The sequence below is a fragment of the Arthrobacter sp. 9MFCol3.1 genome (genome assembly GCF_000620385.1).
In the GTDB taxonomy this organism is placed as follows: domain Bacteria; phylum Actinomycetota; class Actinomycetes; order Actinomycetales; family Micrococcaceae; genus Arthrobacter.
Genome location: NZ_JIBJ01000003.1, coordinates 551,681 through 578,011 on the forward strand (window position 1 = coordinate 551,681; position 26,331 = coordinate 578,011).

Below are 26,331 nucleotides of genomic sequence, written 5' to 3' on the forward strand. Positions count from 1 at the left end.
AAGAAGGGCCCTGACCCGCCACCCCGCCCGACGGCCCGACACGCCGGGCGGCCGTGTTCTACTTCATGTAGAAAGAATGCGCAAAACACGGTAAATTTGTAGACGAAGTATTCACATACACCGCTCCGGCAGGCATCAGCAGTTTCCCAGCATGACGCCGGCGCGGCAGGCATAGAAGGATGTACGCAATGGCAAGTCTCGGTGAACTGGAACGGGCAGTGATGGACCTGCTCTGGGCAGGCCAAGAAGCTGCGACAGCCAACACGTTGCGGGACCTCCTCGCACAAAGCACCCAGCCCCAGGACGGCAGCGCCGGACATGTGGGCAAGGACCTCGCGGTCACCACGGTGCTGACCGTGCTCTCGCGTCTTGAGCGGAAGGGCCTCGTGGAACGCGAACGCGGCACCCGCCCCCACCGCTACCAGGCCGTCTCGAGCCGCGCGGACCACACCGCGGAACTCATGCACGAGGTCCTCGGCTCCGCCCCGGACCGCGAAGCCGTCCTGGCCCGGTTCATTGGTTCCGTTACAGACAACGAGGCAGAAACCCTGCGCAAGCTATTGGGCCGCAGCTAGCGCCCGATGTTCTGGACCTCATATTTTCTGGCGGTCCTGGCGATAGCATTGGCGTGGCCGGTGCCTATCCTGCTCTCCCGTGCCCAGTGGCCGGCCCGCTCCCCCTTCACGGCGATGCTGCTGTGGCAGGCGATCGCCCTGGCCGGCGGCCTGTCCATGATCGGCGCCATGCTGGTCTACGGGCTCGAGCCGGTCGGGGACAACCTGCTCTCCGGCCTGCGGGCGCTGGGGGGAATGGTCTTCCACAATGCACCCACCACTGAACTGGGCTTCTGGCACATCTTTGCGCTCTCGGCCGCGGCCCTGCTGACGGCGCACCTGGTATTTACCCTGCTGCTGACCTACTACAAGATCCAGCGCCAGCGCCGGCGCCACCGCGAGCTGCTGGACCTTCTGGCCTCACCATCCTCCGACGGCCCGGGGACCATGGTCCTGAACGTTGACTCGCCCGTGGCGTACTGCCTGCCCGGCGGTGCACGGTCTGTGACTGTTCTCTCCGACGGCCTCATGGCCGCCCTGGAACCCGATGAATTGCGCGCCGTGCTGATTCACGAGAACGCCCACCTGAGCCAGCGCCACCACCTCCTGCTGTGGGCCTTCGCCGCGTGGCGCCAGGCCCTGCCGTGGCTGCCCACCACCCGGCTGGCGCAGGAGTCGGTCAACTCCCTGATCGAGATGCTGGCCGACGACGTTGCGCTCAAGACGGAGAGCAAGGCGACCCTGATCAGGGCGATTGCCATTGTGGCCAGCGGGTCCCCGGCCGCCCCGGCGGTGCGCATGGCGTTCGGCGAGCCTCGCCTGTCCGACGTCGACCCCAGCCAGCCCGGCGCCACCGGAGGCAGTGGCTCGGCGGGTACGACGGCGTCCCGCGTCAGCCGCCTGCTCTCGCCGCAGCCGCCGCTGTCGGAACCGCTGCGCGCCGCCGTCCTGGCCTGCTGCGTGCTCCTGCTGGCCGTGCCGACGGCCCTGTTGCTGGTCCCCGGCCTGCTCGGCTAAGGCCGGCCCCGCCAGCCTGGTCCGCGCGGAACCTGATCTTCCCGCCGAGACGCCGGCCGCCCCGCCACAGGAGCGGCGGGGCGGCCGGTTTCGCGCCAAGTTAGCCATCTGCGCCGCTATTTCAGCAGCTTGCTGGCCTTGAATTGGAGGTCGACGTTGCCGGACCCGTTGCCCTTGGACGTTCCATTGATCGCCGAGGTGGTCATGGCGAAGGTCAGTGTCGAGTGGGCGATCGCGTCGGCCACTTGCTCCAGCACAGTGGTATTGACGTTGCCGATGGTGTCGCAGGCCTGGTGGTAGCAGGCGTCATGCGCCACGTTCGGTGTCCCGCCGAACACCGCCGCCTCCTCCGCCGTCTTGAGGTCTTCCGCGCCGGTGAACAGGCCACCCGCCGGAATCCCGTTGTTGATGAACCCGGAGTAGTCCGAGCGCCCGTCGAACTGCGTAGGGGCAGTAGGCAGGTTCTGGGACTTGAAGTAGTCCAGGAAGACCTTCTCGACGAGTCCGGAGCCATTGGGGCCCTTCGTACCGAAGGAGGAGCCGTCGCCGTCGTAGACGAACCGCACAAAGTTCGGCGAGCCGACCATGTCGAAGTTGAGGTTGACCGCGTGGGCCTTGATCTGGCTCGCCGTCAGCTGGGAGGTGTAGAAGTCGGAGCCGACAAGTCCGGGCTCCTCCCCTCCCCAGAAGGCGAAGCGGACCCTGTTCACGGGGGTCTGGCCCGACGCCTTCAGCTGGATCGCAGTCTCGAGGATGGCGGCTGTTCCGGTGCCGTTGTCGTTGATGCCCGGCCCTTCCGGCACGGAATCCAGATGCGCCCCCACCAGGACGGTGCGGTCCGCCCGTCCGCCGGTGTCGGCCAGGATGTTGAACGAGGTCAGCTTGGTGACGGTGGAGCTCACGGCGAGGTGAATGCTGACGCCGGTCAGCCCGGCGAGTTCGGCGCCGGTGGCGAAGCTGGTGCTGACCACCGGGATACCTGCCTGAGGCGCGTCCAGCGTGCCGCCGAAGAGGGCAAAGCGCTCGTCCGTCGGGTCGTCGTTGCCCTGGTTGAAGATGATGACGCCGGCCGCCCCGGCCGCGGCGGCGTTGTCCGCCTTGATCCGGAAGGTGCAGGTGCCGCGCTGGAGCAGGGCGATGTTGCCCGCCGTGAACCCGCCGAAGTCGGCTGCCTCGCAGCCGCTGGTGGAGGCCCGGTCGCCGGCCAGGTTGATGTCGACGGCGCTCAGCGGGGCAGTGACGTCGCCGGAACCGGAATAGTTCATATCGAGGAAGCCGTCCGGGGCGTTATAGGCGTAGGTTCGTGGGGATGGCGAGAGACGCTCCATCGACGCCGAGACGGTGTCGTAGAGCTCGTAGGGGAAGGTTTGGCGGACCGGGGTGTAGCCGGCGGCCCGCAACTTGCCCTCGATGTACCGGGCGGAGGCTTCGTAGCCCGGCGTGCTGGCAGCGCGGGTGCCGCCGTTGGCGTCCGCAACGGCCTGGAGGGCCGCGAGGTGCTTCATGATGTTCGTGGCCGACACGGCGGCACGCAAGGGTGCCGTGTTTGTTCCGTTGTCAGCGAGTGCGGGCGGCGCAAAAGTGGCCGCCAATCCGATCGAGGCGGCGATGGCCGCGCGGCGGATATTCCGGCGTTGCTTCATAGGGTTCTCCTGGATTCGGCTGCGGAATCCATTCCGGGCGTCCTTGCCCGCATGGGTGAGATGAAGCTATCGGAAGCACCTTGGGCAAAGGTTGGGAGAACCGGACGCCGGCGAAGCCGCCGCGAGGGCGGGGATATCCGTCGGCGGGCCCGTCCCGCCGGCGGGACGGGTCCGGCGGCGAGGCGTCAGGCGTCGATGCGCTCCCGGTCCAGGTTGGCGGCGCCTGCAATGATGAAGTCCTTGCGGGGCGCCACGTCCGAGCCCATCAGCAGGTCGAAAGTCTCTTCGGCCTGCTTGGCGTTCTCGATCCCGACCTTGCGGAGCGTCCGGTGGCGCGGGTCCATGGTGGTTTCGGCCAGCTGCTCGGCATCCATTTCGCCCAGGCCCTTGTACCGCTGGATCGGCTCCTTGTAGCGCTTGCCCTCCTTGGCGAGCCGCGCCAGCAGGACGTGGAGCTCAGCCTCGGAGTAGGTGTAGATCATCTCGTTGGCCTTCTGGCCGGCGTTGACAACCTCCACGCGGTGCAGCGGCGGGACGGCGGCGAAGACGCGGCCCTCATCGATCATCGGGCGCATGTAGCGGAAGAAGAGCGTCAGGAGCAGGGTCCGGATGTGGGCGCCGTCGACGTCGGCGTCGGTCATCAGGATCACTTTGCCGTACCGGGCGGCGCCGATGTCGAACGTCCGGCCGGAACCGGCCCCCACCACCTGGATCAGCGCCGCGCACTCGGCATTGGAGAGCATGTCCCCCACCGAGGCCTTCTGGACGTTGAGGATTTTGCCGCGGATCGGCAGCAGCGCCTGGAAGTCGGAGGACCTCGCCAGTTTGGCGGTGCCGAGCGCGGAGTCACCTTCGACGATGAACAGTTCGGAGCGTTCGACGTCGTCGGTGCGGCAGTCGGCGAGCTTGGTGGGCATGGAGGAGGTTTCCAGCGCATTCTTGCGGCGCTGGGTTTCCTTGTGGACCCGCGCCGAGATGCGGGACTTCATCTCGCTGACGATTTTTTCCAGCAGCAGCGCGGACTGGGCCTTGTCGTTGCGGTTCGCGGAGGTCAGCTTCGCGGTGATCTCCTGTTCCACCACCTTGGCCACAATGGCCCGGACGGCCGAGGTGCCCAGGATTTCCTTGGTCTGGCCCTCGAACTGCGGTTCGGCCAGCCGGACGGTCAGGACCGCGGTCAGGCCGGCGAAGATGTCGTCTTTTTCGATCTTGTCGTTGCCGGCCTTGAGCTTGCGGGCATTGGTCTCCACGGCCTTGCGGAAGGTCTTCAGCAGGGCCTGTTCGAAACCGGACTGGTGGGTGCCGCCCTTGGGCGTGGAAATGATGTTGACGAATGTGCGGACCGTGCTGTCGTAGCCGATCCCCCACCGCAGCGCGACGTCGACCTCACAGTCGCGCTCGACCTCCGCGAGCTGGCTGTGGCCCTTTTCGTCGAGGACGGGGACGGTTTCCTTGAATTTCCCGGCACCGTGGAGGCGCCAGATATCCGTGACGGCGGGGTCGGCGGCGAGGAAGTCGACAAATTCGGAGATGCCGCCGTCGTGGTGGAAGACCTCCTCATGCGGTCCGGATTCGCCGGGGGTGCCGGCAATCCTGCGTTCGTCCCGGACCGTGAGCTTCAGTCCGGGGACCAGGAAGGAGGTCTGGCGGGCACGCGCGGCGAGGTCATCGTAGGAGAATTTGGCGTCGGGGGTGAAGATTTGCCGGTCCGCCCAGTAGCGGATCCGGGTTCCGGTCACGCCGCGCTTGGCTTTCCCCACGACGTCGAGCACAGAGCCGTCGATGAAGGGTTCGAAGAGGGTCGCGGGGTCCGGCTTGGTGCCCGGATCCTTGAACCGGCCCGGCTCCCCGCGGCGGAAGGACATCTTGTACGTCTTGCCGCCGCGGTCGACTTCGACGTCGAGGCGGGCCGAGAGCGCGTTGACCACCGAGGCGCCAACGCCGTGCAGGCCGCCGGAGGCGGTGTACGAACCGCCGCCAAACTTTCCGCCGGCGTGCAGTTTCGTGAACACGACTTCGACGCCGGTCAGCCCGGTTTTCGGCTCGACGTCCACGGGGATGCCGCGGCCGTCGTCGTGGATCTCGACCGAGTTGTCCGCGTGGAGGATGATTTTGATGTCGTGGCCGAAGCCGGCGAGGGCCTCGTCGACGGAGTTGTCGATGATTTCCCAGAGGCAGTGCATGAGTCCGCGGGAGTCCGTGGAGCCGATGTACATGCCCGGGCGCTTACGGACGGCCTCGAGGCCCTCCAGCACGGAGAGGTGCCGGGCGGTGTAATCAGAACTGGGTGCCACGGGTCGTGAACTCCTTACAGGATCGGGACGGCCACCGCAGCGTACGCAGGCGGCCGTCACAGAATTTGACGCTCTTCCTAGGTTAGTCGGACTCCGGGTGATCCACCGTTTGCCACTCCCTGCAGCGACTCTCCGGCCACTCGCCGTTACTGAGACGTGATACGCGGACAGCGAAAGTAGGCCATCCGTGCCATGGTTTGGCCCCGAATGCTGGTTATATAGGTATACCGATCTACTAAGGAGGCCGAACATGACAACAGCAGTTGCGGACCGCACACTGACCGCCGCAGACCGGTGCGATCGTTGCGGAGCACAGGCATATGTCCGAGTTGTTCTCGGTGCCTCCGGCGGTGAGCTTCTTTTCTGCGGCCACCACGCACGCGCCGTAGAACCGACACTCAAGCCGCTCAGTTCAGACTGGCATGACGAGACTGACCGCCTTCACCAGAAGGCTCCGGTTCCGGTCGACTAGACCGCTCCGGTTTCGGCCCGGCATCCCACAGGATTGCGGGCGACCTGAGACCACTGCATCAGGGCCCCTCCACACCGGAGGGGCCCTGATTCGTTAAGTGCCGTTTCGTCAGGTGCCGGTTCGGTTCAATGCCGTGCATCCGGCAGCGGCGGTAAAAAGCAACGCGGGGTCCCTTCCGGCCCGTTCCTCCGGTGAGGACGGGCGGGAAGGGACCCCGCGTTGCTGTGAACTTTTCCGTGGCCTGTGACCAGTGGCGCTTAGTCCAGGTAGTCGCGCAGGACCTGTGAGCGCGACGGGTGCCGCAGCTTGGACATGGTCTTGGATTCGATCTGGCGGATGCGCTCACGCGTCACACCGTAGACCTTGCCGATTTCGTCTAAAGTCTTCGGCTGGCCGTCGGTAAGGCCGAAGCGCATTGCGACCACGCCGGCTTCGCGCTCGGAGAGCGTGTCCAGCACCGAGTGCAGCTGTTCCTGCAGCAGGGTGAAGCTCACGGCATCCGCGGGAACCACGGCTTCGGAGTCCTCGATGAGGTCGCCGAATTCGGAGTCGCCGTCCTCGCCGAGCGGGGTGTGCAGCGAGATGGGCTCGCGGCCGTACTTCTGGACCTCCACGACCTTTTCCGGGGTCATGTCGAGTTCGAGGGCCAGCTCCTCCGGGGTGGGTTCGCGGCCGAGGTCCTGCAGCATCTGGCGCTGGACGCGGGCCAGCTTGTTGATGACTTCCACCATGTGCACCGGGATGCGGATGGTGCGGGCCTGGTCGGCCATGGCGCGGGTGATCGCCTGGCGGATCCACCACGTGGCGTACGTGGAGAATTTGAAGCCCTTGGTGTAGTCGAACTTCTCGACCGCACGGATCAGGCCCAGGTTGCCTTCCTGGATCAGGTCCAGGAACAGCATGCCGCGGCCGGTGTAGCGCTTGGCCAGCGAGACGACGAGGCGGAGGTTGGCCTCCAGCAGGTGGTTCTTGGCGCGCTTGCCGTCGTGGATGACGAACTCGAGCTCGCGCTTGAGTTTCGGATCCATGGTGCCGTCGTCGGCGGCGATCTTTTCTTCAGCGAAGAGGCCGGCCTCGATCCGCAGGGCCAGGTCGACTTCCTGCTCGGCATTCAGCAGGGCGACCTTGCCGATCTGCTTCAGGTAGTCCTTGACGGGGTCGGCGGTGGCGCCGGCAGACATGACCTGCTGCACCGGGGCGTCGTCGTCGTCGGCGTCAGAGTAGACGAAGCCGGAGCCGGTGGTGGCCGCAGCCTTGCCGGCGACTTCCTCGCCTTCTACTTCGTCGCCGAGCTCGGCGGCGTCGGGGGTGATGTCGTCGAGATCCTCTTCGGCGTCGACGTCATCGTCAGACGTACTGGCAGAGTTGCCGGCGGCTTCTGCCGCGGCTTTCGCGCCGGGCTTGGGCCCGCGCTTCTTGGGCTCAGGCTTGGCGACTCCGGTTACGGTGTCGCCACCCTCTGCGGAAGCGGCGTCCTTGACAGCCTTGTTGGCTGCGCGCGTGGCGGCGCGCTTGGCGTTGGTCGCCGCCTTCTTCTCCTCAGGGGACAATTCGGCCTGGTCGGCGGGTTCCTTCTTCGCGGAAGACGGGGTCACTGAAAACCTTTCTAGCTGCGGTCTGCGGAATCACCATACGGGCAACACCACTATGACCCTGTCAAGTCCGTGTTCAACATCAGGTGCAACCACGACCAGCAGAGCCACTAAGTAGAACTGCTGGGGCGGCCTTAATGTTCCCTGTTTCCAAGGGACATTTAGGGCACTTGATACACGGACCCAACCGGGTCTCGGCAACCATTGTCTCACGGTTTTCAGGCCGGGTGCCTTTCGCGACGCCGGGTCGTCGATATCGCGGCGGCTTCGCCCACCGCGTCAGGACCTCATGCCGCGTCCGGGGCAAACTTCTGCCAGGCCGCCTCCCGCCTGGCAGCCCAGCCGCAAAGGGTGCCGCGCCGGCCAAGCTCTGCCAGCAGCTCTGCGAGCCTGTACCCCGGCTGGCCCTGCAAGGCCTGACTGTAGAGGGCGTCGGCGTAGGAGCCCCGGCCACGGCACCATTCGATCCAGCCCCGTGCCGTCACGGCGGCTGCCGTTGGCTCCCCGTCGCCAAGACCGCCGAGCCGTTCAAGGACCCGCTCGAGGCCGACCATCAGGGTCCAGTCCGGGACCGACGGCGCCAGTCCGAGCAGGACTTCCCCGTAACCGGGAACGGCCTCGGCAGCCGGCACGGCGGCAGCGGCGGGGCCTCCGCTGGCGGACGCGTCCGGCAGCGGCATCCGCGGCACGGACCTGGAACCGGAAGTGCGGCCGGACACTGGACCCGGCAGGGGGCTGGGCGTCGGTCCGGGCCGTGAGGCAGCCATGTTTCCAGGCAAGACGGCGGACACGGGGTCCGGGTCGAACATGCCGAAGTCCTCAGCGCCGCGTTCGGCCGCGGACCGTCCGGCTGCGGTCATCACCAGCACCGCGTCCCGCCATGACGGAATGCACAGGCTGGCCCGCAGGTAGCCGGCGAGTTCCGACGACAGCTGCAGGGACCGGCCCGCGGTCCTGGGATCGGGCGCCCCGGAACCGGTGGTCCCGGCGTCGGGGACGGCACCCTCGGCCGCGTCACCCGGGGCGGGGACAGGAACCTGCTCCGGGCCAACGGCGGACTGCAGGGCCATCGTCCAGACATCGAGGACCTGGTCGAATTGGGCCCGGTCCCGCCGTCGCGGGGCGAATTGCTCCGCCCAGCCGCACTCGGCAAGGCTCACCGCTGGGTCGACGGGCAGCGCCGCCGGGGTGGTCCCTTGAGCGCCGGGGACGGCACCGACGCTGCTGCCGCGGTAGACCATCTCGGCGTTGAGCCTGCTGTTCCTGATCTGCTCGACCGGCCGGCCGGGCATCCCACAGCACTCCGGGTCGCTGCAGTGCGCGTTGCGCCAGAACTCAGGACCGATAATCCAGGCGTCCCTCACGGGCAATCCGGCTGCCTCCAGGGCAAGCTCGAGTTCCTTGAGCAGGGCCGCCCACGGATTGCCGTCTCCGGCGCTGTCATCGTCCGTGCCGGCATCAGCATCAGCATCAGTGAAGAAGGCCAGCAGCGAACCGTCAGCCGCGTCGTCCGCCTGCAGATAGGTCACGACGTTTCGCGCGAAGCCGGCCAGCAAGTTCCTGCCGCCTGAGCCGCCTCCGGGCACGGGGAGGTCGACGCGCAAGGTGGCTCCAAGGCGTTTGCCTTGCAAGGTCATGGCCACGAGGCTGTGTTCCGGCCAGTAACCGAGGGAGTGCGGGATGAAGCCCAGGATGTCTTCGGGGCCGGTTATTTTCAGGTGATCGGGAGCTGTCATAAGCCCAGCTTCGCGGCGGCCGGGTTCCCGGCGGCAGTACCGGACTGCGCTATGTGGATAACCGATCGTGAATCGGCGCATGACGCCCGAACGCCGAAGGGCTCCCCGCAGAACCACCCGAATCTGCCAAACGAACGGCTCAGGGCGTGCGGCGGCGCTCCGCGACCAGCCTGCGCTGCTCGGCGAGGGACTTGAGCAGGGGCGGAACCATGACTCCCTGGGCCGCCATCTGGCGCCGGACCTTCCGCCGGGTCACGATGATGGCGGCTGCTCCCCCGGCCAGCAGCAGGAACTGCACGCTCAGGGCCACGCGGAACGGATCCAGGCCGTAGAGCTCCCCCTGCGAGAACCCTGTGGCATGCAGGACGTCGAGCACCAGCCCGATCAGGTAGATGGACACCAGCGCGGCGATGAAGCCGCCCACGTTGACGATCCCGGTGGCGGTGCCGAGCCGGTGGGCCGGGTTGAAGGTCCGGGCGAAGTCGAAGCCGATCATGGAGCCGGGGCCGCCGACGGCGAGGGTCACCACGAGCGCGGCCAGGAGCCAGAGCGGCGCGCGTCCCGGCACCAGCAGGACCGCTGCCCAGGCGGCGGCAGTGCATCCGGAAATGAGCAGCACCATGGTGGAGCGCCGCAGCGGATGCCGGGCAACGAACCTGCCCATCAGGGGTCCGGCGGCGATGGCGGCGGCGACGTACAGCGCCATGAGGGCCGAGACCGTGCCGCGGTCCAGCCCCTCGGCCGAAATCAGGAAAGGGTAGCCCCATGTCATGGCAAAGACCGTGCCGCTGAACTGGACGGTGAAGTGGCTCCACAGCCCGAGCCGGGTCCCGGGTTGACGCCAGGCGTGTCCCAGCGAAATGCCGGTGGCGCGCAGCCCCTGGGACTGTGCAGGCGCGGAGTGCCCGGGCGGAAGGTCCTGGAGCAGGATCAGGACCAGCACGACGGCGAGGCCGGACATCGCGGCGAGGGTCAGGAAGGCGGGAGTCCACCCCGCGGAGTGCAGGATCATGGCGAACGGCACCACGCTGAAGAGCTGGCCAAGCTGACCGGACATGCCGGTCAGTTGCGTCAGAAGCGGGACGCGCCCCGGGGCGAACCAGAGCGGGATGAGCCGGATGACGGAGATAAACGTCATGGCGTCACCGGCGCCCACCAGGACGCGTCCCAGGACTCCGCCGGGAATATTGTCGGCAAATGCCAGCTGAAGCTGGCCGAGTCCCATCAGGACACCGCCGCCGGCGAGCATGGCGCGGGAGCCGAACCGGTCCACCAGGATGCCCACGGGAATCTGCAGCGCCGCGTAGACCAGCAGCTGCAGCACGGTGAAGAAGGAGATCTCCGCGGCACTGGCGTGGAAGCGTTCCGTTGCTTCCAGCCCGACCACCCCGAAAGAGGTCCGCTGGCTGACCGCCACGAGATAGGCGAAGATCCCGACGATCCAGATCAGCCAGGCGCGGGGAGAGGTCACTCCCCCATTATGCCCGGTTCATGATAAATAGTATTTATTCGCCGGGTTCTTTACGGGCCAAGTACGCCTCGACGGCGGCTCCAAGGGCGTCGGCGTTGGGGAGCTGGTCGTTCTCGTCTGCCAGCAGCGACCTCCGGACCGTCCCCTCGGCCTTTTCGTCATATCGGGTCTCCAGCCGTGAGACCACCTGCTGGACCTCTTCGGATGCCTCGATCTGCTCGGCAATCTGCCGGCCCACCTCGCGTCCCGCCTCGCGCAAACGGTCGGTCGGCAACATGAGGGAGGTTGCCGCGCCCAGGTACTCGAGTCCGGCGACGGCGGCCGTGGGGTACTCGGCTTCGGCCAGGTAGTGCGGCACGTGGATCACATAGCCGGCGATGTTCCGGCCGGCCTCCGTCAGCCGCAGCTCCAGGATGTGGCCCACTGCGGCCGGCACCTCCACTGTGGGCTTCCAGACAGAGATTCCCTCGATCAGCTCCGGCCGGTTGCCGTGCACGGTCACACCGACCGGCCGGGTGTGGGGAACGGGCATCGGGATCGAGTGGATCCAGGTCACGAGGTTTACGTCGAGCTCCTCGACGAGGCCGACGACGGCGCGCGCGAAGCGCTCCCACTGCAGGTCCGGCTCGAACCCCGCGAGGAGCAGGAACGGGCTGCCCAGTCCGTCGACCAACCGGTAGAGGGCCAGGCTCGGCGCCTGGTAATCCTGCAGGTGGTCCTCGACGAAGCTGATCTGGGGGCGCCGTGACCGGTAGTCGATCAGCTGGTCGGCGTCGAACTCGGCGATCATCTCGGCATCGAGCGTGTCCAGCAGTTCAGCGGTGATTTGCCGGACCACGTGACCGGCGTCGGCGAAGCCGGTGAACCCCATGACGAGGTTGAGTCCGCGCAGTTCGGTGCTGGAGAACAGCGCGTCATCACGGACATAAAGCGACTGGGGATCCAGCAAGGAGCCGGAAATCCGTTCAATCACGGCGTGTTCCTTTCACGATGGCGGCGGTGGGACTAGCGGGGCGCGGTTCGGGTCATCCGAGGCCGGTGCCAGGCAGAACCGCCAGTCAGGCAGATCCTGCCGGCCAGTGCCAGGGAGCACTCACCGCACGGCAACGCCTTTACCACTACAACGCCCCGGCGCCCGGGCTAATTCCTGCCCGGGGTGTGCTCCAGCTCTCATTCGATTGAATGTCCGCGCGGTCGAGAGACTACGATCGGTGGTGGCCCCAGGGCTTGTTTTGCAGACACCGGGTTGCGTCCCACACCGACGGCGCCCCGGGATCCGTGGCAGGGTGCCAAACATGCAGTTCCTGCCGAATATCACCGAGAACCATCACAGAGAATTGAGGACTGTCCTCGTGGTCAAGAATAGTGAAGTCAAACTTAGTGCAGTCGCGGGGGATTTGAAGAAGTCCCCCAGCGATGCCCTCGTCATCGGCGTCGGACAGGGTCCGGACGGTCCGGTCCTGCTCGAGAATCCGCTGACGGCCAAGGCCGCGGAGGCCCTGGCGGAGTCACTGAGCGTTCTTGGCATCACGGGCGCGGCGGACCAGGCTCACCGGCTGCCCGGCCTGCCCGAGGCGGGCGCCACCATCCTGCTGCTCGCCGGCGTCGGCAAGCTGCCTGCAAACAAGGTGCCGGGGAAGCAGCCGCTCACCGAGGAGGCGCTGCGCCGCGCCGCCGGCTCGGCCGTCCGCCAGCTGGCCGGCGTCGCCACCGTTACCCTGGCCCTGCCGACGACGACCCTGGCCGAGGTCGCGGCGGTCGCCGAGGGCGCCGCGATGGGCGCCTACTCCTACACGGAGTTCCGGTCCTCCAAGGACGGGCTCAAGGACCCGGTGAAGAACGTCGTCATCCGCACCGAATTCGCCGCGGACAAGGCCCTGGCACCCGTGCTGGAGCGCGCCGCCCTGATCGGCAAGGCCGTCAACGCCACCCGCACGCTGGTCAACCAGCCGCCGAGCCACCTGTACCCCGAAACGTTTGCCGACGCCGCCAAGGAACTGGCCAAGGGCCTGCCCGTCAAGGTGACCGTCTGGGACGAGAAGCGCCTGGAGAAGGACGGCTTCGGCGGCATCCTCGGCGTCGGCAAGGGCTCCACCCGCCAGCCGCGCCTCGTAAAGGTCGAATACGCCCCCGCCAAGGCCACCGCCAAGATCGCGCTCGTGGGCAAGGGCATCACCTTCGACACCGGCGGCATCTCGCTCAAGCCGCACCTCGGCATGGGCGACATGAAATCCGACATGGCCGGCGCCGCCGTCGTGCTGAACACCGTCCTGGCGATCGCCGAACTGGGCCTGCCGGTCAAGGCGACCGCCTGGCTGTGCATCGCGGAGAACATGCCTTCCGGCGCCGCGCAGCGTCCCGCCGATGTGCTGACCATCTTCGGCGGCAAGACGGTCGAGGTCCTCAACACCGACGCCGAGGGGCGCCTGGTCATGGCCGATGGCATCGTCGCCGCCAGCCAGGAATTCCCGGACGCCATCATCGACGTCGCAACCCTCACCGGCGCCCAGCTCATTGCCCTGGGCGACCGCACCGCCGGCGTGATGGGTTCCGACTCCCTCACCGGCGCCATCAAGACCGCCGCGGACCGTGCCGGCGAGCTCGTCTGGCCCATGCCGCTGCCGGAAGAACTCCGGGCCAGCCTCGACTCACAGGTCGCCGACATCGCCAACATCGGCGAACGCCACGGCGGCATGATGACGGCAGCCGTGTTCCTGCGCGAATTCGTCGGTAAGGGCAAGGACGGGGAACAGATCCCGTGGGCGCACATCGACATCGCCGGGCCGTCGTTCAACAACGGCAGCCCCTACGGCTACAACCACAAACAGGGCACGGGCTGCACCGTCCGCACCTTGGTGGCCTACGTCGAGGACATCCTCGCCAACGCCGTCTAGAGCGCACGGCGGCTTTGTGGCCGGGGCGGCGATGCCTTCCCGGCCACAAAGCCGCGTGACACTGGACACAAGCGCTCCACAAACGCCATGGCAAGGTGGAGCATGTATTAGTGGTTCGCTAAGGTAAACCTTGTTTCCCAGAAGCAGAACCAAAAGAAGTAGTCACCAATGAAAGGGAACCGGCCGGCCCAATCACGGCAGGCAGGTTCCAAGACCAGATGATGCGTACTCTCGTGTCATCGTTCACGCGAGGGAGCGTTTTAGTGGCCGATCAGGCAACTGCGCAAGAATTCGACATCCTGGTACTCGGCGGCGGCAGCGGCGGCTACGCCACCGCCCTCCGTGCTGTCCAGCTTGGCCTCACCGTCGGCCTCATCGAAAAGGGCAAGCTCGGCGGCACGTGCCTCCACAACGGCTGTATCCCCACCAAGGCCCTGCTGCACTCGGCAGAGCTGGCCGACCACGCCCGCGACTCGGCCAAGTACGGCGTCAACGTGACCCTTGACAGCATCGACATCACCGCTGTCAACGCTTACAAAGACGGCATCATTGCCGGCAAGTTCAAGGGCCTGCAGGGCCTGATCAAGGGCAAGAAGGGCATCACCGTCATTGAGGGTGAAGGCAAGCTTCAGGGCACCGACACCGTCGTCGTGAACGGCACCGCGTACAAGGGCAAGAACATTGTCCTCGCGACCGGCTCCTACTCCCGCACGCTGCCGGGCCTGGAAATCGGCGGCAAGGTCATCACCTCCGACGAAGCCCTCACCATGGACTACATCCCCAAGAGCGCCATCATCCTGGGCGGCGGCGTGATCGGCGTCGAGTTCGCTTCGGTCTGGAAGTCCTTTGGCGTCGACGTCACGATCGTCGAAGGCCTCCCGTCGCTGGTTCCGAACGAGGACGCCACGATCGTGAAGGCATTCGAGCGCGCCTTCAAGAAGCGCGGCATCAAGTTCTCCACCGGAGTCTTCTTCCAGGGCGTCGAGCAGAACGACGACGGCGTGAAGGTCACCCTCGTGGACGGTAAGACCTTCGAAGCCGACCTCCTGCTCGTCGCCGTCGGCCGCGGCCCTGTCACGGCGAACCTCGGCTACGAAGAGGCCGGGATCACGATCGACCGCGGCTTCGTCATCACCAACGAGCGCCTGCACACCGGCGTCGGCAACATCTTCGCCGTCGGCGACATCGTCCCGGGCGTGCAGCTGGCCCACCGCGGCTACCAGCAGGGCATCTTCGTCGCCGAAGAGATCGCCGGCCTGAAGCCGGTCATCGTCGAAGACGTCAACATCCCCAAGGTCACCTACTCCGAGCCCGAGATCGCCACCGTCGGCTACAGCGAGAAGGCCGCCAAGGAGAAGTTCGGCGAGGACCAGATCCAGACCCAGGAATACAACCTGGCCGGCAACGGCAAGAGCTCCATCCTGGGCACGTCCGGCCTGGTCAAGCTGGTCCGCCAGAAGGACGGCCCCGTGGTCGGCGTCCACATGATCGGCGCCCGCATGGGCGAGCAGATCGGTGAAGCCCAGCTGATCGTGAACTGGGAAGCCTACCCGGAGGACGTGGCCCAGCTGGTCCACGCCCACCCCACCCAGAACGAATCCCTGGGCGAGGCGCATCTGGCGCTGGCGGGCAAGCCCCTCCACGGCTAGCAGCTCCGCCCGCACCACCGCAAGAACTCTGTGCTTGGTGCACCCGGCCGAAAATGCCGGGTGCACTAAGCTCAACCAAGGCAGCAATCATCCGCACTAAAGATCAATAAGGAGAACGGGGACGACATGTCTGAATCCGTTAACTTGCCCGCCCTCGGTGAGAGCGTCACCGAAGGAACCGTCACCCGCTGGCTCAAGCAGGTCGGTGACCGGGTAGAGGTGGACGAGCCGCTGCTCGAAGTCTCCACCGACAAAGTAGACACCGAGATCCCCTCTCCGATCGCCGGCGTGATCGAGGAAATCCTCGTCGCCGAGGACGAGACCGCTGAAGTTGGCGCCCCGCTGGTCCGCATCGGCTCCGGCGATGCCGCCCCGGCCGCCGCGGAGGCTCCGGCCGCCGCGCCCGCCGAAGAAGCCCCGGCCGCCGAAGAGGCCCCCGCGGAGGCCCCGGCCGCCGAAGCTCCCGCCGCCCCCGCTGCCGAGGCGCCGGCTGCCGCTCCCGAGTCTGCTCCCGCGGGCGAAGGACACGACGTCACGCTGCCGGCCCTGGGCGAAAGCGTCACCGAAGGCACTGTGACCCGCTGGCTGAAGAGCGTCGGCGACACCGTAGAGGTCGACGAGCCGCTGCTCGAGGTTTCCACCGACAAGGTTGACACCGAAATCCCGTCCCCGGTTGCCGGAACCCTCCTGGAAATCCGCGTCAATGAGGACGAGACGGCCGAGGTCGGCTCCGTCCTGGCCGTCATCGGCTCCGGCGCTGCGGCACCTGCCGCACCGGCGCCCGCCGCTGCACCCGCCCCGGCACCGGAAGCCCCCAAGCAGGAAGCGCCCGCTGCCCCGGCAGCAGCCCCGGCCCCGGAAGCACCCAAGCAGGAAGCCCCCGCCGCCCCGGCCGCAGCCCCAGCCGTTGCTCCCGCTGCTCCGGCTCCGGCAGCAGCTGCCGCACCGGCAGAGTCCGGCTACGTCACCCCCCTGGTCCGCAAGCTGGCCAACCAGCAGGGTGTCGACATCGCGGCCCTGACCGGCACCGGTGTCGGCGGCCGAATCCGCAAGCAGGATGTGCTGGCAGCTGCTGAGGCAAAGGCGGCACCGGCCGCTTCCGCACCGGCGGCGTCAGCAGCGGCCCCCGCCGCATCTGCACCTGCAACTGCGCCGGCCGCCGGCGCAGCATCCTCGCTGCGCGGCACCGTGCAGAAGGCCCCGCGCATCCGCCAGGTCATCGCCCGCCGCATGCGCGAGTCACTGGACATCTCCACGCAGCTGACCCAGGTCCACGAGGTCGATATGACCAAGGTGGCCAAGCTGCGCGCCAAGGCCAAGAACTCCTTCCAGGCCCAGAACGGCTCCAAGCTGACCTTCCTGCCTTTCATCGCCAAGGCTGTCGCCGAGGCCCTGAAGCAGCACCCGAAGGTCAACGCCTCCTACGACGAGGACAAGCAGGAGATCACCTACCACAACGCCGAGCACCTGGCGATTGCGGTGGACACCGACAAGGGCCTGCTGGTTCCGGTCATCTCGGACGCTGGCAACCTGAACCTGGCCGGCCTGGCCGGCAAGATCGCCGACGTCGCCGACCGCACCCGCAACGGCAAGATCGGCCCGGACGAGCTTTCCGGCGGCACCTTCAGCATCACCAACATCGGTTCGGTGGGCGCCCTGTTCGACACCCCGATCATCAACCAGCCGCAGGTTGCCATCCTCGGCACCGGCGCGATCGTCAAGCGGGCCGTAGTGGTCGCCGACGAGAACGGTGATGACTCGCTGGCCATCCGTTCGATGATGTACCTCTCCCTGACGTACGATCACCGTCTGGTCGACGGCGCCGACGCGGGACGCTTCCTGCAGACGCTGAAGGCACGCCTTGAGGAAGGCGCCTTCGAAGCCGACCTCGGCCTCTAAGGTCTAAGAGCACACCGACGGCGGCGGCGGTGCGGGCTCCGGTGGGAAACCACCGGGTGCCCGTGCCGCCGCCGCCGTTTGCTGTGCCTTCCCGGGGCCTGCGGCGGGTCCTACTACGGTGCGTAGAAGACTCTGGCTACACTGATGCCATGAACATCGTCTATAACGTCATGGTCTTCCTGCACATCATCGGCGCCGCCATGATTGTCGGCATCTGGATCGGCCAGATGAAGAAGCCCACCGTCCACCCGCGCCAGTTCGACGGCGCGATGCTGCAGCTGATCACGGGCATCATCATGATGGGGCTGATCCCGGCCCTGGACATGAACGCCAACTACGCCAAGCTCGGCGTCAAGCTCGTCATCGCCCTGATCGTCGGCGTGCTGGCCTTCATTGGCCGCCGCAAGTACAAGAAGGGCGAGCCGATCAGCAAGGGCCTCGCCAACAGCGTTGGCGGCCTGGCACTGCTCAACGTTGCGATCGCGACCCTGTGGCAGTAACAGGTTGACTGCACCGGCCATGACGGCGCCGCTCCCCCCGCCGGGGTGCGGCGCCGCCGTCGTTAAGCCCCCCGTCGTATAGGCCGCCGCTGCAGAGGCCGGACTGTCACTCGCCGGCGATGCAGAATTCGTTGCCCTCGGGATCCTGCATGACATCCCAGTGGAAGTCGCCAATGTCATTGCCCTCCACGAACCCGGCACCGAGGGACTCGGCGCGGGCACGCAACGCCGCAGGGTCCGGCCCATGGATGTCCAGGTGCAGGCGCCGCCTGCCGTCCGTGGGCTCCTGGACCTGTTGGAAGGCCAACTGCGGGGCCCCGGGGCCGGCGGGCTCCAGCCAGACGAACTGTTCGAAGCGCGAGGAGACCGCCGTGCCCAACAGCTCAGCCCAGAACTGCGCCAGGCGCCCGGCGTCGACGGCGTTGACCATGATCGTGGCGATGCGCGCAGTAGGCGCAGTGGGCGCCCCTGGCGCCTGCGGATCTTCGGTAATTTCCATGACCACACTGTACGGACAACCGCTGCAGGGGCAACCGCCCCACGGACAACCGCTGTACAGCGAACACCGAACAGCGAACTCTCTGCGCAGGTCACAATCCTCTGACAGCGGAACCCCTGTGCGGCGGCCGCACAGAATCCCTAGGATTGACCAAGGCAGGCTCCGGCACCCGCCGGATCCCTGATTCACAACGACGTCGAGGAGTGGACATGGCAACAACACGCACCGCACACACTGTATGGAATGGCGACCTGATGACAGGCGCCGGCAACACCACCCTGGACAGCTCGGGGCTGGGCAACTTCGACGTCACCTGGAAGGCGCGCGCCGAGGCCGCCGAAGGCAAGACCAGCCCCGAGGAGCTCATTGCGGCGGCACACTCCGCCTGTTTCTCGATGGCGTTCAGCAACGCCCTGGCCCAGGCCGGCCACACGGCCGAGGAGATCAACACCAAGGCCGACGTGACCTTCCAGCCGGGCACCGGGATCACCGGCAGCCACCTCACCCTGGCCGCGCGGGTCCCCGGCATTTCCGCCGACGACTTCCAGCGGCTCGCCGAGGAGGCCAAGACCGGCTGCCCCGTTTCCGCTGCCCTGACCGGCATCGAGATCACCCTGGACGCCACCCTGGCCTCCTAGCTCCGGCCGCAGTACGACGCGAGGCCCCCGCCGCCCTGGACTTTCCAGGGCGGCGGGGGCCTTTGTCATCTGTCCTGCGCGGACCGTCTCTGCGGGTCTCGCGGGCAGTAGCGCCTAGGCCTGGCCGGCCTGCTGACGCGCAGGCAGCGGTGCGGGCCGGACCCTGCGGTATCCCTCGCGCAGCGGCGGACGGTCCGTGGGCAGTTCCTGGATCATTTCCTTCAGCGCCCCGATTCCGTACTCCAGCTGCGGGTCGGTTCCGGCGGCGTAGGCGTGCGGCGGGAAGGTCACCTCGATATCCGGGGTGACACCGAAGTTTTCCACGCCCCAGCCAACGCCACCGGCGAACCAGGTGGCGTAGCGCGGCTGGGTGACCCCGGTGCCGTCGGCCAGCGCGAAGCGGTTGTCGATCCCGATGACGCCGCCCCAGGTGCGGGTGCCAATGACGGGCCCGATCCCCCGCAGCTTGGAGACCTGGGTGATGATGTCGCCATCGGAGCCGGCGAACTCATCAGTGAGGATGATGACCGGTCCGCGGGGAGCGTGGTGCGGGTACGTCCGCGGCTTTTCGCCGCGCGGCATGCTCCAGCCGGTGACCTTTCGCCCGATGAGCTCAGCCACCAGCTGGGACGTGTGTCCGCCGCGGTTCCGCCGGACATCGACGATCAGTCCGTCCAGGGCCGTTTCGGTATCGAGGTCGCGGTGCAGCTGGGCCCAGCCGTTGGCCATCATGTCCGGGATATGCAGGTAGCCGAACGTCCCGTTCGAGGCTTCCCGGACGGTCCGCCGGTTGCCGGAGACCCATTCCTGGTAGCGCAGGCGCTCCTCGTCCTTGACCGGGACCACGGCCACGCGGCGCTGGGCGCCCGCGGCCGCACCGTGGCCGGCGCCGTTGCGCAGGGTGAGTTCAACGGCGCGGCCGGCCGCTCCGACGAGCTGCACTGCCGGGGTCCGCGTCTGCGTGAGCTCGACGCCGTCGATGGCCAGCAGGACGTCGCCCGGTTTGGCGTCGGCGCCGGGCCGGGTCAGCGGCGAGGTGGCCAGCGGGTCCGAGGACTCCCCCGCGAGGATCCGGGTGATTTCCCAGCCCTCGCCGGTGAACTCCAGATCCGCGCCGAGGCGGCCCTGCGGGCTGCTGCCGTTCTCGACGGCGGCGATGGGGCGGACGTAGGCGTGGGAGGTGCCGAGCTCGCCGTGCAGCTCCCACAGCAGGTCCACAAGGTCATCATGGGAGCCGAGGCGCTCGACCACCGGACGATAGCGGGCATGGACGGACTCCCAGTCCTGGCCGGCCATGTCCTCGGTCCAGAAGAAGTCGCGCTGGAGCCGCCATGCCTCGTCAAAGGCCTGACCCCACACACTGAGCGGGTCCAGCTGCACCCGGATGCGGCCAAGATCCACCTTGACCAGCTGGCCGGAGTCCTCGTCGGCCTTGGCGGCGGCCGGCGCCACGCGGATCTGCTTGTCCTGGATGAACACGATCTTTTCGCCGTCGCCGGAGAGCCGGTAGCTGTCCAGGGCCTCAACGATCGTAGCGGTGCGGCGCTTGGCCAGGTCGTAGCGGACCAGGCTCGGCGCCGCGCCCTTGTCCTCGAGGCTGGCCCGGCCCTCACCGGTGGTGCCGGCGAGCTCGCTGTCCAGCCAGAGCAGGGCGCCGGCGACGGCGGTGAGTCCGGCGTAGTTGCCTTGCGGCACCGGGACCCCGATGACGCGGTGGGCCAGGCCCTCGGCGTCGACCCGCACGGACGGTACGGACTTGGCTGCCGGCTGCGTCCCGGGCGCAGCACCTGCTGTTGCGGCGGCGCCTCCCGCAGCAGCGGCGGCGTCGTCAGTGGAGAGCTGGAGGTCGATGCTCGGACCGAACGGCGACGGTGTGTCGGCGGCGAGGGCGACGAGGTACGGCTTGATCGGGCTCGGGAAGGACAGATCGAAGGAGTGGCCGTCGTAGACCGGATCGAAACTGCGGTTGGAGAGGAAGGCGAGGTATTTGCCGTCCGGGGTGAACGACGGTGACTCGTCGCGGAACCGGCCGTCGGTGACATCAATGATCGCCGTGCCGGTGCCGCCGTCGATCCGGGTGATCCGGAGCCGGCTGCGGGACCCGAAGGACGTGACCGGCTCGGACCAGCCGAGCCACGCGGAGTCCGGGGACCACGTGAATCCCTCAATGCTGCCCTCGCCGATGCTGCTCAGCTGGGATATCGTGCCCGTGCGTGTGTCGGCAAGATAAATATCACCGAAGGCGGTGCCGACAGCCAGCCAGCGCCCGTCCGGGCTGGCTTCGATGGCGCTGGCCCGGCTGGGTTTGGGGAAGTCGATCCGCGTCAGCTCATCGGAGGCAGGCGCGGCCTCCACGGCGGTGCCCGCACCGGCCCGGTCGGGCTGGGAGCCGGAGATGGAGCCGGATGCGTCTGCAGCAGCCGCGGCCGGGCCCGCTGTGACCGGGCTGGACACTGAACCGCCGGCAGTGGCGGGGGTTGATCCGGCGCCAGTCAGCGCGGCGGCGGACACCGGCTTCGGCAACTGTATGCCGGCGTCTTCGGAGGTGGCGTTGGACTGGGCAGCGGGCTCGACAGGGGCCTGCGCGGCGGCCTGCGGAGCCTTCGATGTTGCCGCAACCGCGCCGGCCAGGGGCGCCGCAATGGCTTTCAGGTACAGGGCCTCGACGCCGTCGTGGTCGGCGACATAGGCGATCCGGCCCTCGCCAAAGGGCCGCGGCAACCGTGCCCGCACGCCCGGTGTGGCTTCGAGGACGCGGGAAGGGCCGTCCTTGTGCCGCAGCCAGTGGACGGTTCCGTGGGATTCGACGGCACTGGACGCGCCCGTGCGGTCCGGTACGACGTCGCCAAGGTGCTTCGAGGGTTTCAGCGGGGCGGGGCGGCGCGCCTGCGAGGCGGAGCCGAGCACAATGTCGAGCTTGACGGCCTCGGCGTCGAGGCTGGGAAGCAGCCAGAGCTCGCCGGCCGATTCGAAGATGACGCGTTCGCCGTCGGTGGCGGCGTGGCGGACGTAGAAGTCCTCGTGGTCCGTGTGGCGCCGCAGGTCGCTGCCGTTAGGCAGCACGGAATAGAGGTTTCCGTAGCCCTCGTGGTCGGACAGGAACGCGATCCGACCCTTGACCCACAGCGGGTCCGTGAGGTTTCCGTCCAGCGCGGCGGCGAGCCGGACGAATTCACCGTTTCCGTCGGCGTCGATCCACAGCTTGCCGGCGGCGCCGCCGCGGTAGCGCTTCCACCAGGCGGGCTCACGCGACAGGACGCTGGCGAGCACCACGGGGCGTTCGTCGCCGACGACGGGACCATAGGCCACGGACTCGACGGGGCCGAACGGGAGTTCCTGCGCCCAGCCGCCGGTCACGGGGAGGCTGTAGGCGTGGGTGTGACGGCTGTCTGACTGGCGGAATGCGCTGGTGACCAGAACGTCGCCGTCGGGCGTGAATCCCTTGACCCGGGTGGAAGGGTGGCCGAAGTAGCTCAGCTGGCTGTATCCGCCGCCGTCGACGTTGGCCGTGACGACCTCCGGGGCAGTCCCCTGCACGACGGTCCAGACAAGGCGCTTGCCGTCGGGGGTGAAGCGGGGGTTGCGGGCCGGCAATTGCAGGGAGGACACGCGCCAGGCGCGGCCCCCGCCCACGGGCGCAATCCAGACGTCGTCCTCGGCCACAAAAGTGACCAGATCGCCGTGCAGATGCGGGAAACGGAAGTAACTCGAGGGGGTCATCGTTCGATCATAGCGACAACGGCCCGTGCGGCCCGGGAGGTTTCGCGGCCGTGCCGGGCATGGTGAGATGGATCATGCGAATCCTCATTGCCGGGGCCTCCGGGCTGATTGGAACGGCCCTTTCGGGCGCACTGCGCAGCGAAGGGCACGACGTTCTCGCCCTGGTCAGGCGTGCCCCCGCGTCCCCCGCCGAGTTCCAGTGGGACCCGGCCGCCGGCCGGATCGACGACACCGCGCTGAAGGGCGCGGACGCGGTGGTCAACCTCTCCGGCGCAGGAATCGGCGACCGGCCCTGGACCAAGGCGCGGGTCAAGGAACTCAGCGCCTCACGGCTGGGGGCTACCCGGACCTTGGCCGCCGCCATGGCGCGGACCGACTCGCCGCCCGCGGTGTTCCTGAGCCAGTCGGCCTCCGGTTACTACGGCAACGCCGGTGCGGCGGTGCTGCGCGAGAACGCGCCTGCCGGGACCGGCACCCTGTCCCGGATCTGCGTCGACTGGGAGGCCGCGGCGCATGAGGCACCCGCCGGGGTCCGGGTGGTCACGCCCCGCACCGGCGTCGTCCTGAGCCGTTCCGGCGGCGCACTGGGCCGGTTGTTGCCGCTGCTGCGCCTCGGCGTCGGCGGTCCGCTGGGCAACGGCCGGCAGTTCTGGCCGTGGATCACTTTGCCCGATGTGGCCGCCGCCTTTTACTTCCTTCTCAACGCGCCCGTGTCCGGACCCGTCAACGTCTGCGCCCCCGAAGCCGCAGACGTGAATTCCCTGATCGCGCAGCTGGCAACGGCGCTGCACCGGCCGGCGGCGCTGCGGGTTCCTGCCCCGGTGCTGCGGCTGGTGATGGGCGATCTCGCCGAGGAACTGCTGCTCGCGAGCCAGCGGCTGGAGCCGGCCGTGCTGGCGGAGAACAGCTTCGCCTGGCAGCACCCGTCCCTCGCCGGGGCCGCCGCCTGGGTGGCAGGGCGCGGCTAGCGTGGTTGCTTTTCCAGGGCAGCTCGGTGACCGGGGCCAGGATGACCACCGGGCGGCACCCTAGCCGGCTCCGCGCCCCGGGGGCAGAACGTCCTGGATCCGCCACCGCCCGTCGACGGGCACCAGGACAAGGCGAAGCTGCTGCGCGGAGCCTGCGGGTACTTCAGCCACTGTGGCGCCGTTCCCGTCAACCTCCCGGTATGCGGACGGCTCAGTGGTGACGGCCACCACGGCCCGGGCGGCGTTGCTGTCCGCGATGGTTTCGATCCGGGTCAGGGAGGTCGAGAATCCGGCCAGGACATGACCGGAGGCGCTGAGCTGGGTCCTGATCCGGCTGTCGGAGGCGGCGGCCGCCGACTCCGGGGCGTTGACGGCATCGAGCAGGCTGAAGTCGCCGGAGCTCAGTGCCAGCGAACGGAGCCGGGCCAGGCCGCGGACTGCCTCCACCGGGTCGGCTGAGGCCAGGAGTGCCTCAAGATCGGGAAGGATGGCGCTGCCCCCGCCGGCGGCGGCGGAGGGCGGCGGGTCGCCCGCCGGACCCTCCGACGGGGCCGCCGGTCTCTCGTGACCCACGGGACTTCCTGCCTGGCCCGGCACATCGTGGCCCGGCACGGACCCTGGAAACAGCCCGGCGACGGCGTCGGAGGCCGGCCCGCCGCCGGCCAGCAGCCAGGTACCGGCGAGCAGGACTGCAGCCGCGAGACCGGGCAGCAGGGCCCGCCGCGCGGGGTTCCTGCGCGCGGGGGTCCTGCGGAGTCCGCGGTGGAGTCCGGCCCGGACAGTGCCTGGCCGCCTGCCCGGACCGGGCTGCACGGCCTTGCGCGTGAGCAGTTGGGGGATGACCGTGGGGTGCACGGAGACCGACAAGTCGACGGGCTCCGCCCGGGCGCTTCGGTAAACCATTGCGGCAAACTCCGCCGCCGCGGGACGCTGCCGCCGCTCCCCATCCAGGCCCGCCTCGAGGGCCGCCACCAACGTTGCCGGCACCTCCGGTGCGAGCAGGCTCAGCGGTGGACGTTGCGCCCCCGGCTCCGGGGGCCGCCCGGTGAGGCAATACCAGCCCAGGGCTGCCAGGGAGTAGATGTCGCGCTCGGGCTGGAGCCCGGCCCGCACAGCGTCCACGGGGGCGGGATCCCGGAATCCTGCCGTGCCGGCCTCTGAGACAGGAGCGGCGTCGGCCACCATGCGCCCGACGCCGAGATCGGCCAGCAACGGTTTTCCCTCGGCGGTAAAGAGCACATTGCCGGGGGCCACGTCACCATGGGTGGTGCCTTGGCTGTGAAGGTATGCCAAGGCCTGCGCGATGGGTGTCAGGACCGTCACCGTTTCTCCCGGGCCCAGGCGTCCCCGGCTGCCCACGAGCGTCGCCAGTGAGCCGCCGGGCGCGTAGTCCAGCACAAGCCCGAGGCTGCCGCCGCCGGACTCGTGAGCCGGCAGGCGCACCACGGCGTGCGCGCGGACCAGGTGGCGGTGTTCCAGGGCGGAGAGGATCCGGACTTCGCGCCGCATGACGTCCTCCGCCTCGGATTCCTCTGGTGTGGTGCGGCTTGCATCGAAGCATTTCAGGGCGAATTCCCGGCCCGTGGACTTTTCGGTGGCGAGCCAGACCGTGGCGCTGCCGCCGCGCCCCAGCAGGCGTCCGACGTCGTAACCGGGAACCTCGGGGGCCGCACCGGCGGCCGACGGAAAATCTTCCATGCCTAAGGAATAGTCGATTGCGCGGAATCGTGCAGAAGTTATCCACAGGCATGAGAGCTTAAGCACACAAACGGGCAGTGGGTGCGGCGGGGTCTAAGCTTGATGCCATGACTCTTGAGTTCAAACAGCTGGGTCTCGCCCCGGACTTCATCGATTACACGCGCGGATGGGACATCCAGCGCGAATTGCATGAAAAGGTCCTCGCGGGCACCGCGCCCAGCACTGTACTGCTGCTCGAACACGCCGCGGTTTATACCGCCGGCAAGCGCACCGAAGACCACGAACGGCCCTTTGACGGAACTCCCGTTGTGGCCGTGGACCGCGGCGGCAAGCTGACCTGGCACGGCCCCGGCCAGCTCATTGGCTACCCCATCATCAAACTCCGGAACAAGGCCGGCATCCGCGACTACGTGGAGCGGCTGGAAGCGGTCATCATCGCCGTGCTGGCGGACTACGGCATCGCAGCCGTCCGGATCAAGGGCCGCGCGGGCGTCTGGATCGAACAGGACGAAAAGGGTCCGGACCGCAAGATCGCGGCCATCGGCATCCGCATCCACGAGGGCGTCACCATGCACGGCTTCGCGATCAACTGCAACAACGATCTCGCCCCCTACGGCCAGATCATCGCCTGCGGGATCAGCGACGCCGGAGTCACCACCATCACCCAGGAACTTGGCAGGGACGTCACCCCGGCGGACCTCGTGTCGCGGATCACCGAAGAACTGCGCAACAATGAACAAGCCCTAGTTGCAACCCCAGAAGGAGCTCTACTGTGACACTGGCACCAGAAGGCCGGAAGATGCTGCGCATTGAGCAGCGAAACGCGGCCACACCGGTGGAACGGAAGCCGGAATGGATCAAGGCCAAGGTCCAGATGGGTCCCGAGTTCGTCCAGCTCAAGAACCTCGTCAAGAAGGAGGGCCTCCACACGGTGTGTGAGGAGGCCGGCTGCCCCAATATCTTCGAATGCTGGGAAGACAAGGAAGCCACCTTCCTGATCGGCGGCTCCGAATGCACCCGGCGCTGCGACTTCTGCCAGATCGACACCGGCAAGCCCTCCCCCGTGGACATGTTCGAGCCCACCAAG

19 protein-coding genes and 1 pseudogene are annotated in these 26,331 nt (G+C 67.9%); 11 read left to right on the top strand and 9 right to left on the bottom strand.

Annotation, left to right across the window (positions count from 1 at the left end):
- The first annotated feature begins 188 nt into the window (after positions 1-188).
- Entirely contained in the window at positions 189-575 is a 387-nt protein-coding gene (locus C560_RS0102635; RefSeq protein ID WP_018772400.1) for a BlaI/MecI/CopY family transcriptional regulator, read from the top strand.
- 6 nt (positions 576-581) lie between these two features.
- Positions 582-1,571, top strand: coding sequence for a M56 family metallopeptidase (locus tag C560_RS0102640; RefSeq protein WP_026537033.1), 990 nt, complete (start codon positions 582-584; stop codon positions 1,569-1,571).
- Positions 1,572-1,687: 116 nt separating this feature from the next.
- Here the strand turns inward: C560_RS0102640 and C560_RS0102645 are convergent, their stop codons facing one another.
- Both C560_RS0102645 and C560_RS0102650 read right to left on the bottom strand, forming a co-directional pair.
- Positions 1,688-3,214: a M20/M25/M40 family metallo-hydrolase gene (locus C560_RS0102645; RefSeq protein ID WP_026537034.1), complete on the bottom strand. Its 1,527-nt coding sequence runs from the start codon at positions 3,212-3,214 to the stop codon at positions 1,688-1,690.
- 185 nt (positions 3,215-3,399) lie between these two features.
- Positions 3,400-5,508 carry a DNA gyrase/topoisomerase IV subunit B gene (locus tag C560_RS0102650; RefSeq protein WP_026537035.1) on the bottom strand — a complete coding sequence of 703 codons (2,109 nt, stop codon included), beginning with the start codon at positions 5,506-5,508 and terminating at the stop codon, positions 3,400-3,402.
- A 250-nt stretch (positions 5,509-5,758) separates the two neighbouring features.
- Here C560_RS0102650 and C560_RS23750 point away from each other — a divergent pair, with 250 nt between their 5' ends.
- Positions 5,759-5,980, top strand: a complete 222-nt coding sequence (locus tag C560_RS23750) for a DUF7455 domain-containing protein (protein WP_026266251.1) — start codon at positions 5,759-5,761, stop codon at positions 5,978-5,980.
- Between the two features lie 257 nt (positions 5,981-6,237).
- Here the strand turns inward: C560_RS23750 and C560_RS0102660 are convergent, their stop codons facing one another.
- The 4 genes from C560_RS0102660 to C560_RS0102675 all read right to left on the bottom strand — a co-directional run bounded on the left by C560_RS0102660 (position 6,238) and on the right by C560_RS0102675 (position 11,752).
- Positions 6,238-7,575 carry an RNA polymerase sigma factor gene (locus C560_RS0102660; protein ID WP_018772396.1) on the bottom strand — a complete coding sequence of 446 codons (1,338 nt, stop codon included), beginning with the start codon at positions 7,573-7,575 and terminating at the stop codon, positions 6,238-6,240.
- A gap of 284 nt (positions 7,576-7,859) precedes the next feature.
- Entirely contained in the window at positions 7,860-9,308 is a 1,449-nt protein-coding gene (locus C560_RS0102665; RefSeq protein ID WP_026537036.1) for a DUF4192 family protein, read from the bottom strand.
- 139 nt (positions 9,309-9,447) lie between these two features.
- Positions 9,448-10,779: an MFS transporter gene (locus C560_RS0102670; RefSeq protein ID WP_018772394.1), complete on the bottom strand. Its 1,332-nt coding sequence runs from the start codon at positions 10,777-10,779 to the stop codon at positions 9,448-9,450.
- Between the two features lie 34 nt (positions 10,780-10,813).
- Positions 10,814-11,752, bottom strand: a complete 939-nt coding sequence (locus tag C560_RS0102675) for a proteasome assembly chaperone family protein (protein WP_018772393.1) — start codon at positions 11,750-11,752, stop codon at positions 10,814-10,816.
- A gap of 379 nt (positions 11,753-12,131) precedes the next feature.
- Between C560_RS0102675 and C560_RS0102680 the strand changes: the two genes are divergently transcribed.
- From C560_RS0102680 to C560_RS0102695, 4 genes are all read left to right on the top strand, one after another.
- Positions 12,132-13,673 carry a leucyl aminopeptidase gene (locus tag C560_RS0102680; protein WP_026537037.1) on the top strand — a complete coding sequence of 514 codons (1,542 nt, stop codon included), beginning with the start codon at positions 12,132-12,134 and terminating at the stop codon, positions 13,671-13,673.
- A gap of 263 nt (positions 13,674-13,936) precedes the next feature.
- A complete protein-coding gene (gene lpdA / locus C560_RS0102685) occupies positions 13,937-15,322 on the top strand; it encodes a dihydrolipoyl dehydrogenase (RefSeq protein WP_018772391.1) in 1,386 nt (461 codons plus the stop codon).
- A 126-nt stretch (positions 15,323-15,448) separates the two neighbouring features.
- Positions 15,449-17,221 (top strand): 2-oxoglutarate dehydrogenase, E2 component, dihydrolipoamide succinyltransferase, encoded by a 1,773-nt coding sequence (sucB, locus tag C560_RS0102690; RefSeq protein WP_026537038.1) that lies wholly within the window; start codon positions 15,449-15,451, stop codon positions 17,219-17,221.
- A 149-nt stretch (positions 17,222-17,370) separates the two neighbouring features.
- Positions 17,371-17,721, top strand: coding sequence for a hypothetical protein (locus tag C560_RS0102695; RefSeq protein ID WP_018772389.1), 351 nt, complete (start codon positions 17,371-17,373; stop codon positions 17,719-17,721).
- Between the two features lie 106 nt (positions 17,722-17,827).
- Here C560_RS0102695 and C560_RS0102700 read toward each other — a convergent pair whose 3' ends face one another.
- Positions 17,828-18,220 carry a VOC family protein gene (locus tag C560_RS0102700; protein WP_026537039.1) on the bottom strand — a complete coding sequence of 131 codons (393 nt, stop codon included), beginning with the start codon at positions 18,218-18,220 and terminating at the stop codon, positions 17,828-17,830.
- A 209-nt stretch (positions 18,221-18,429) separates the two neighbouring features.
- Between C560_RS0102700 and C560_RS0102705 the strand changes: the two genes are divergently transcribed.
- The gene (locus C560_RS0102705) at positions 18,430-18,858 is read left to right on the top strand and encodes an OsmC family protein (RefSeq protein ID WP_026266249.1); all 429 of its coding nucleotides are present in this window, start codon (positions 18,430-18,432) and stop codon (positions 18,856-18,858) included.
- Positions 18,859-18,972: 114 nt separating this feature from the next.
- On the opposite strand, the gene C560_RS0102710 is transcribed toward C560_RS0102705, so the two are convergent.
- The gene (locus tag C560_RS0102710) at positions 18,973-22,578 is read right to left on the bottom strand and encodes a S41 family peptidase (protein WP_026537040.1); all 3,606 of its coding nucleotides are present in this window, start codon (positions 22,576-22,578) and stop codon (positions 18,973-18,975) included.
- 74 nt (positions 22,579-22,652) lie between these two features.
- Here C560_RS0102710 and C560_RS0102715 point away from each other — a divergent pair, with 74 nt between their 5' ends.
- Positions 22,653-23,546 carry a TIGR01777 family oxidoreductase gene (locus C560_RS0102715; protein ID WP_026537041.1) on the top strand — a complete coding sequence of 298 codons (894 nt, stop codon included), beginning with the start codon at positions 22,653-22,655 and terminating at the stop codon, positions 23,544-23,546.
- A gap of 60 nt (positions 23,547-23,606) precedes the next feature.
- Here the strand turns inward: C560_RS0102715 and C560_RS0102720 are convergent, their stop codons facing one another.
- Positions 23,607-25,244, bottom strand: coding sequence for a serine/threonine protein kinase (locus C560_RS0102720; RefSeq protein WP_026537042.1), 1,638 nt, complete (start codon positions 25,242-25,244; stop codon positions 23,607-23,609).
- 107 nt (positions 25,245-25,351) lie between these two features.
- On the opposite strand from C560_RS0102720, the gene lipB reads away from it, so the two are divergent.
- Together lipB and C560_RS0102730 are read left to right on the top strand one after the other, a co-directional pair.
- Positions 25,352-26,020: a lipoyl(octanoyl) transferase LipB gene (lipB, locus tag C560_RS0102725; protein WP_026537043.1), complete on the top strand. Its 669-nt coding sequence runs from the start codon at positions 25,352-25,354 to the stop codon at positions 26,018-26,020.
- Positions 26,017-26,331, top strand: a pseudogene (locus C560_RS0102730) (lipoyl synthase); the annotation flags it as partial. The gene lipB and the pseudogene C560_RS0102730, both read left to right, overlap by 4 nt.

What these genes read in the sequence shown, in the direction of transcription:
- C560_RS0102635 (WP_018772400.1), top strand. Translation starts at nt 189, where the DNA reads ATGGCAAGTCTCGGTGAACTGGAACGGGCAGTGATGGACCTGCTCTGG.
- C560_RS0102640 (WP_026537033.1), top strand. Translation starts at nt 582, where the DNA reads ATGTTCTGGACCTCATATTTTCTGGCGGTCCTGGCGATAGCATTGGCG.
- C560_RS0102645 (WP_026537034.1), bottom strand. Translation starts at nt 3,214, where the DNA reads ATGAAGCAACGCCGGAATATCCGCCGCGCGGCCATCGCCGCCTCGATC.
- C560_RS23750 (WP_026266251.1), top strand. Translation starts at nt 5,759, where the DNA reads ATGACAACAGCAGTTGCGGACCGCACACTGACCGCCGCAGACCGGTGC.
- C560_RS0102665 (WP_026537036.1), bottom strand. Translation starts at nt 9,308, where the DNA reads ATGACAGCTCCCGATCACCTGAAAATAACCGGCCCCGAAGACATCCTG.
- sucB (WP_026537038.1), top strand. Translation starts at nt 15,449, where the DNA reads ATGTCTGAATCCGTTAACTTGCCCGCCCTCGGTGAGAGCGTCACCGAA.
- C560_RS0102695 (WP_018772389.1), top strand. Translation starts at nt 17,371, where the DNA reads ATGAACATCGTCTATAACGTCATGGTCTTCCTGCACATCATCGGCGCC.
- C560_RS0102700 (WP_026537039.1), bottom strand. Translation starts at nt 18,220, where the DNA reads ATGGAAATTACCGAAGATCCGCAGGCGCCAGGGGCGCCCACTGCGCCT.
- C560_RS0102705 (WP_026266249.1), top strand. Translation starts at nt 18,430, where the DNA reads ATGGCAACAACACGCACCGCACACACTGTATGGAATGGCGACCTGATG.
- C560_RS0102710 (WP_026537040.1), bottom strand. Translation starts at nt 22,578, where the DNA reads ATGACCCCCTCGAGTTACTTCCGTTTCCCGCATCTGCACGGCGATCTG.
- C560_RS0102715 (WP_026537041.1), top strand. Translation starts at nt 22,653, where the DNA reads ATGCGAATCCTCATTGCCGGGGCCTCCGGGCTGATTGGAACGGCCCTT.
- C560_RS0102720 (WP_026537042.1), bottom strand. Translation starts at nt 25,244, where the DNA reads ATGGAAGATTTTCCGTCGGCCGCCGGTGCGGCCCCCGAGGTTCCCGGT.
- lipB (WP_026537043.1), top strand. Translation starts at nt 25,352, where the DNA reads ATGACTCTTGAGTTCAAACAGCTGGGTCTCGCCCCGGACTTCATCGAT.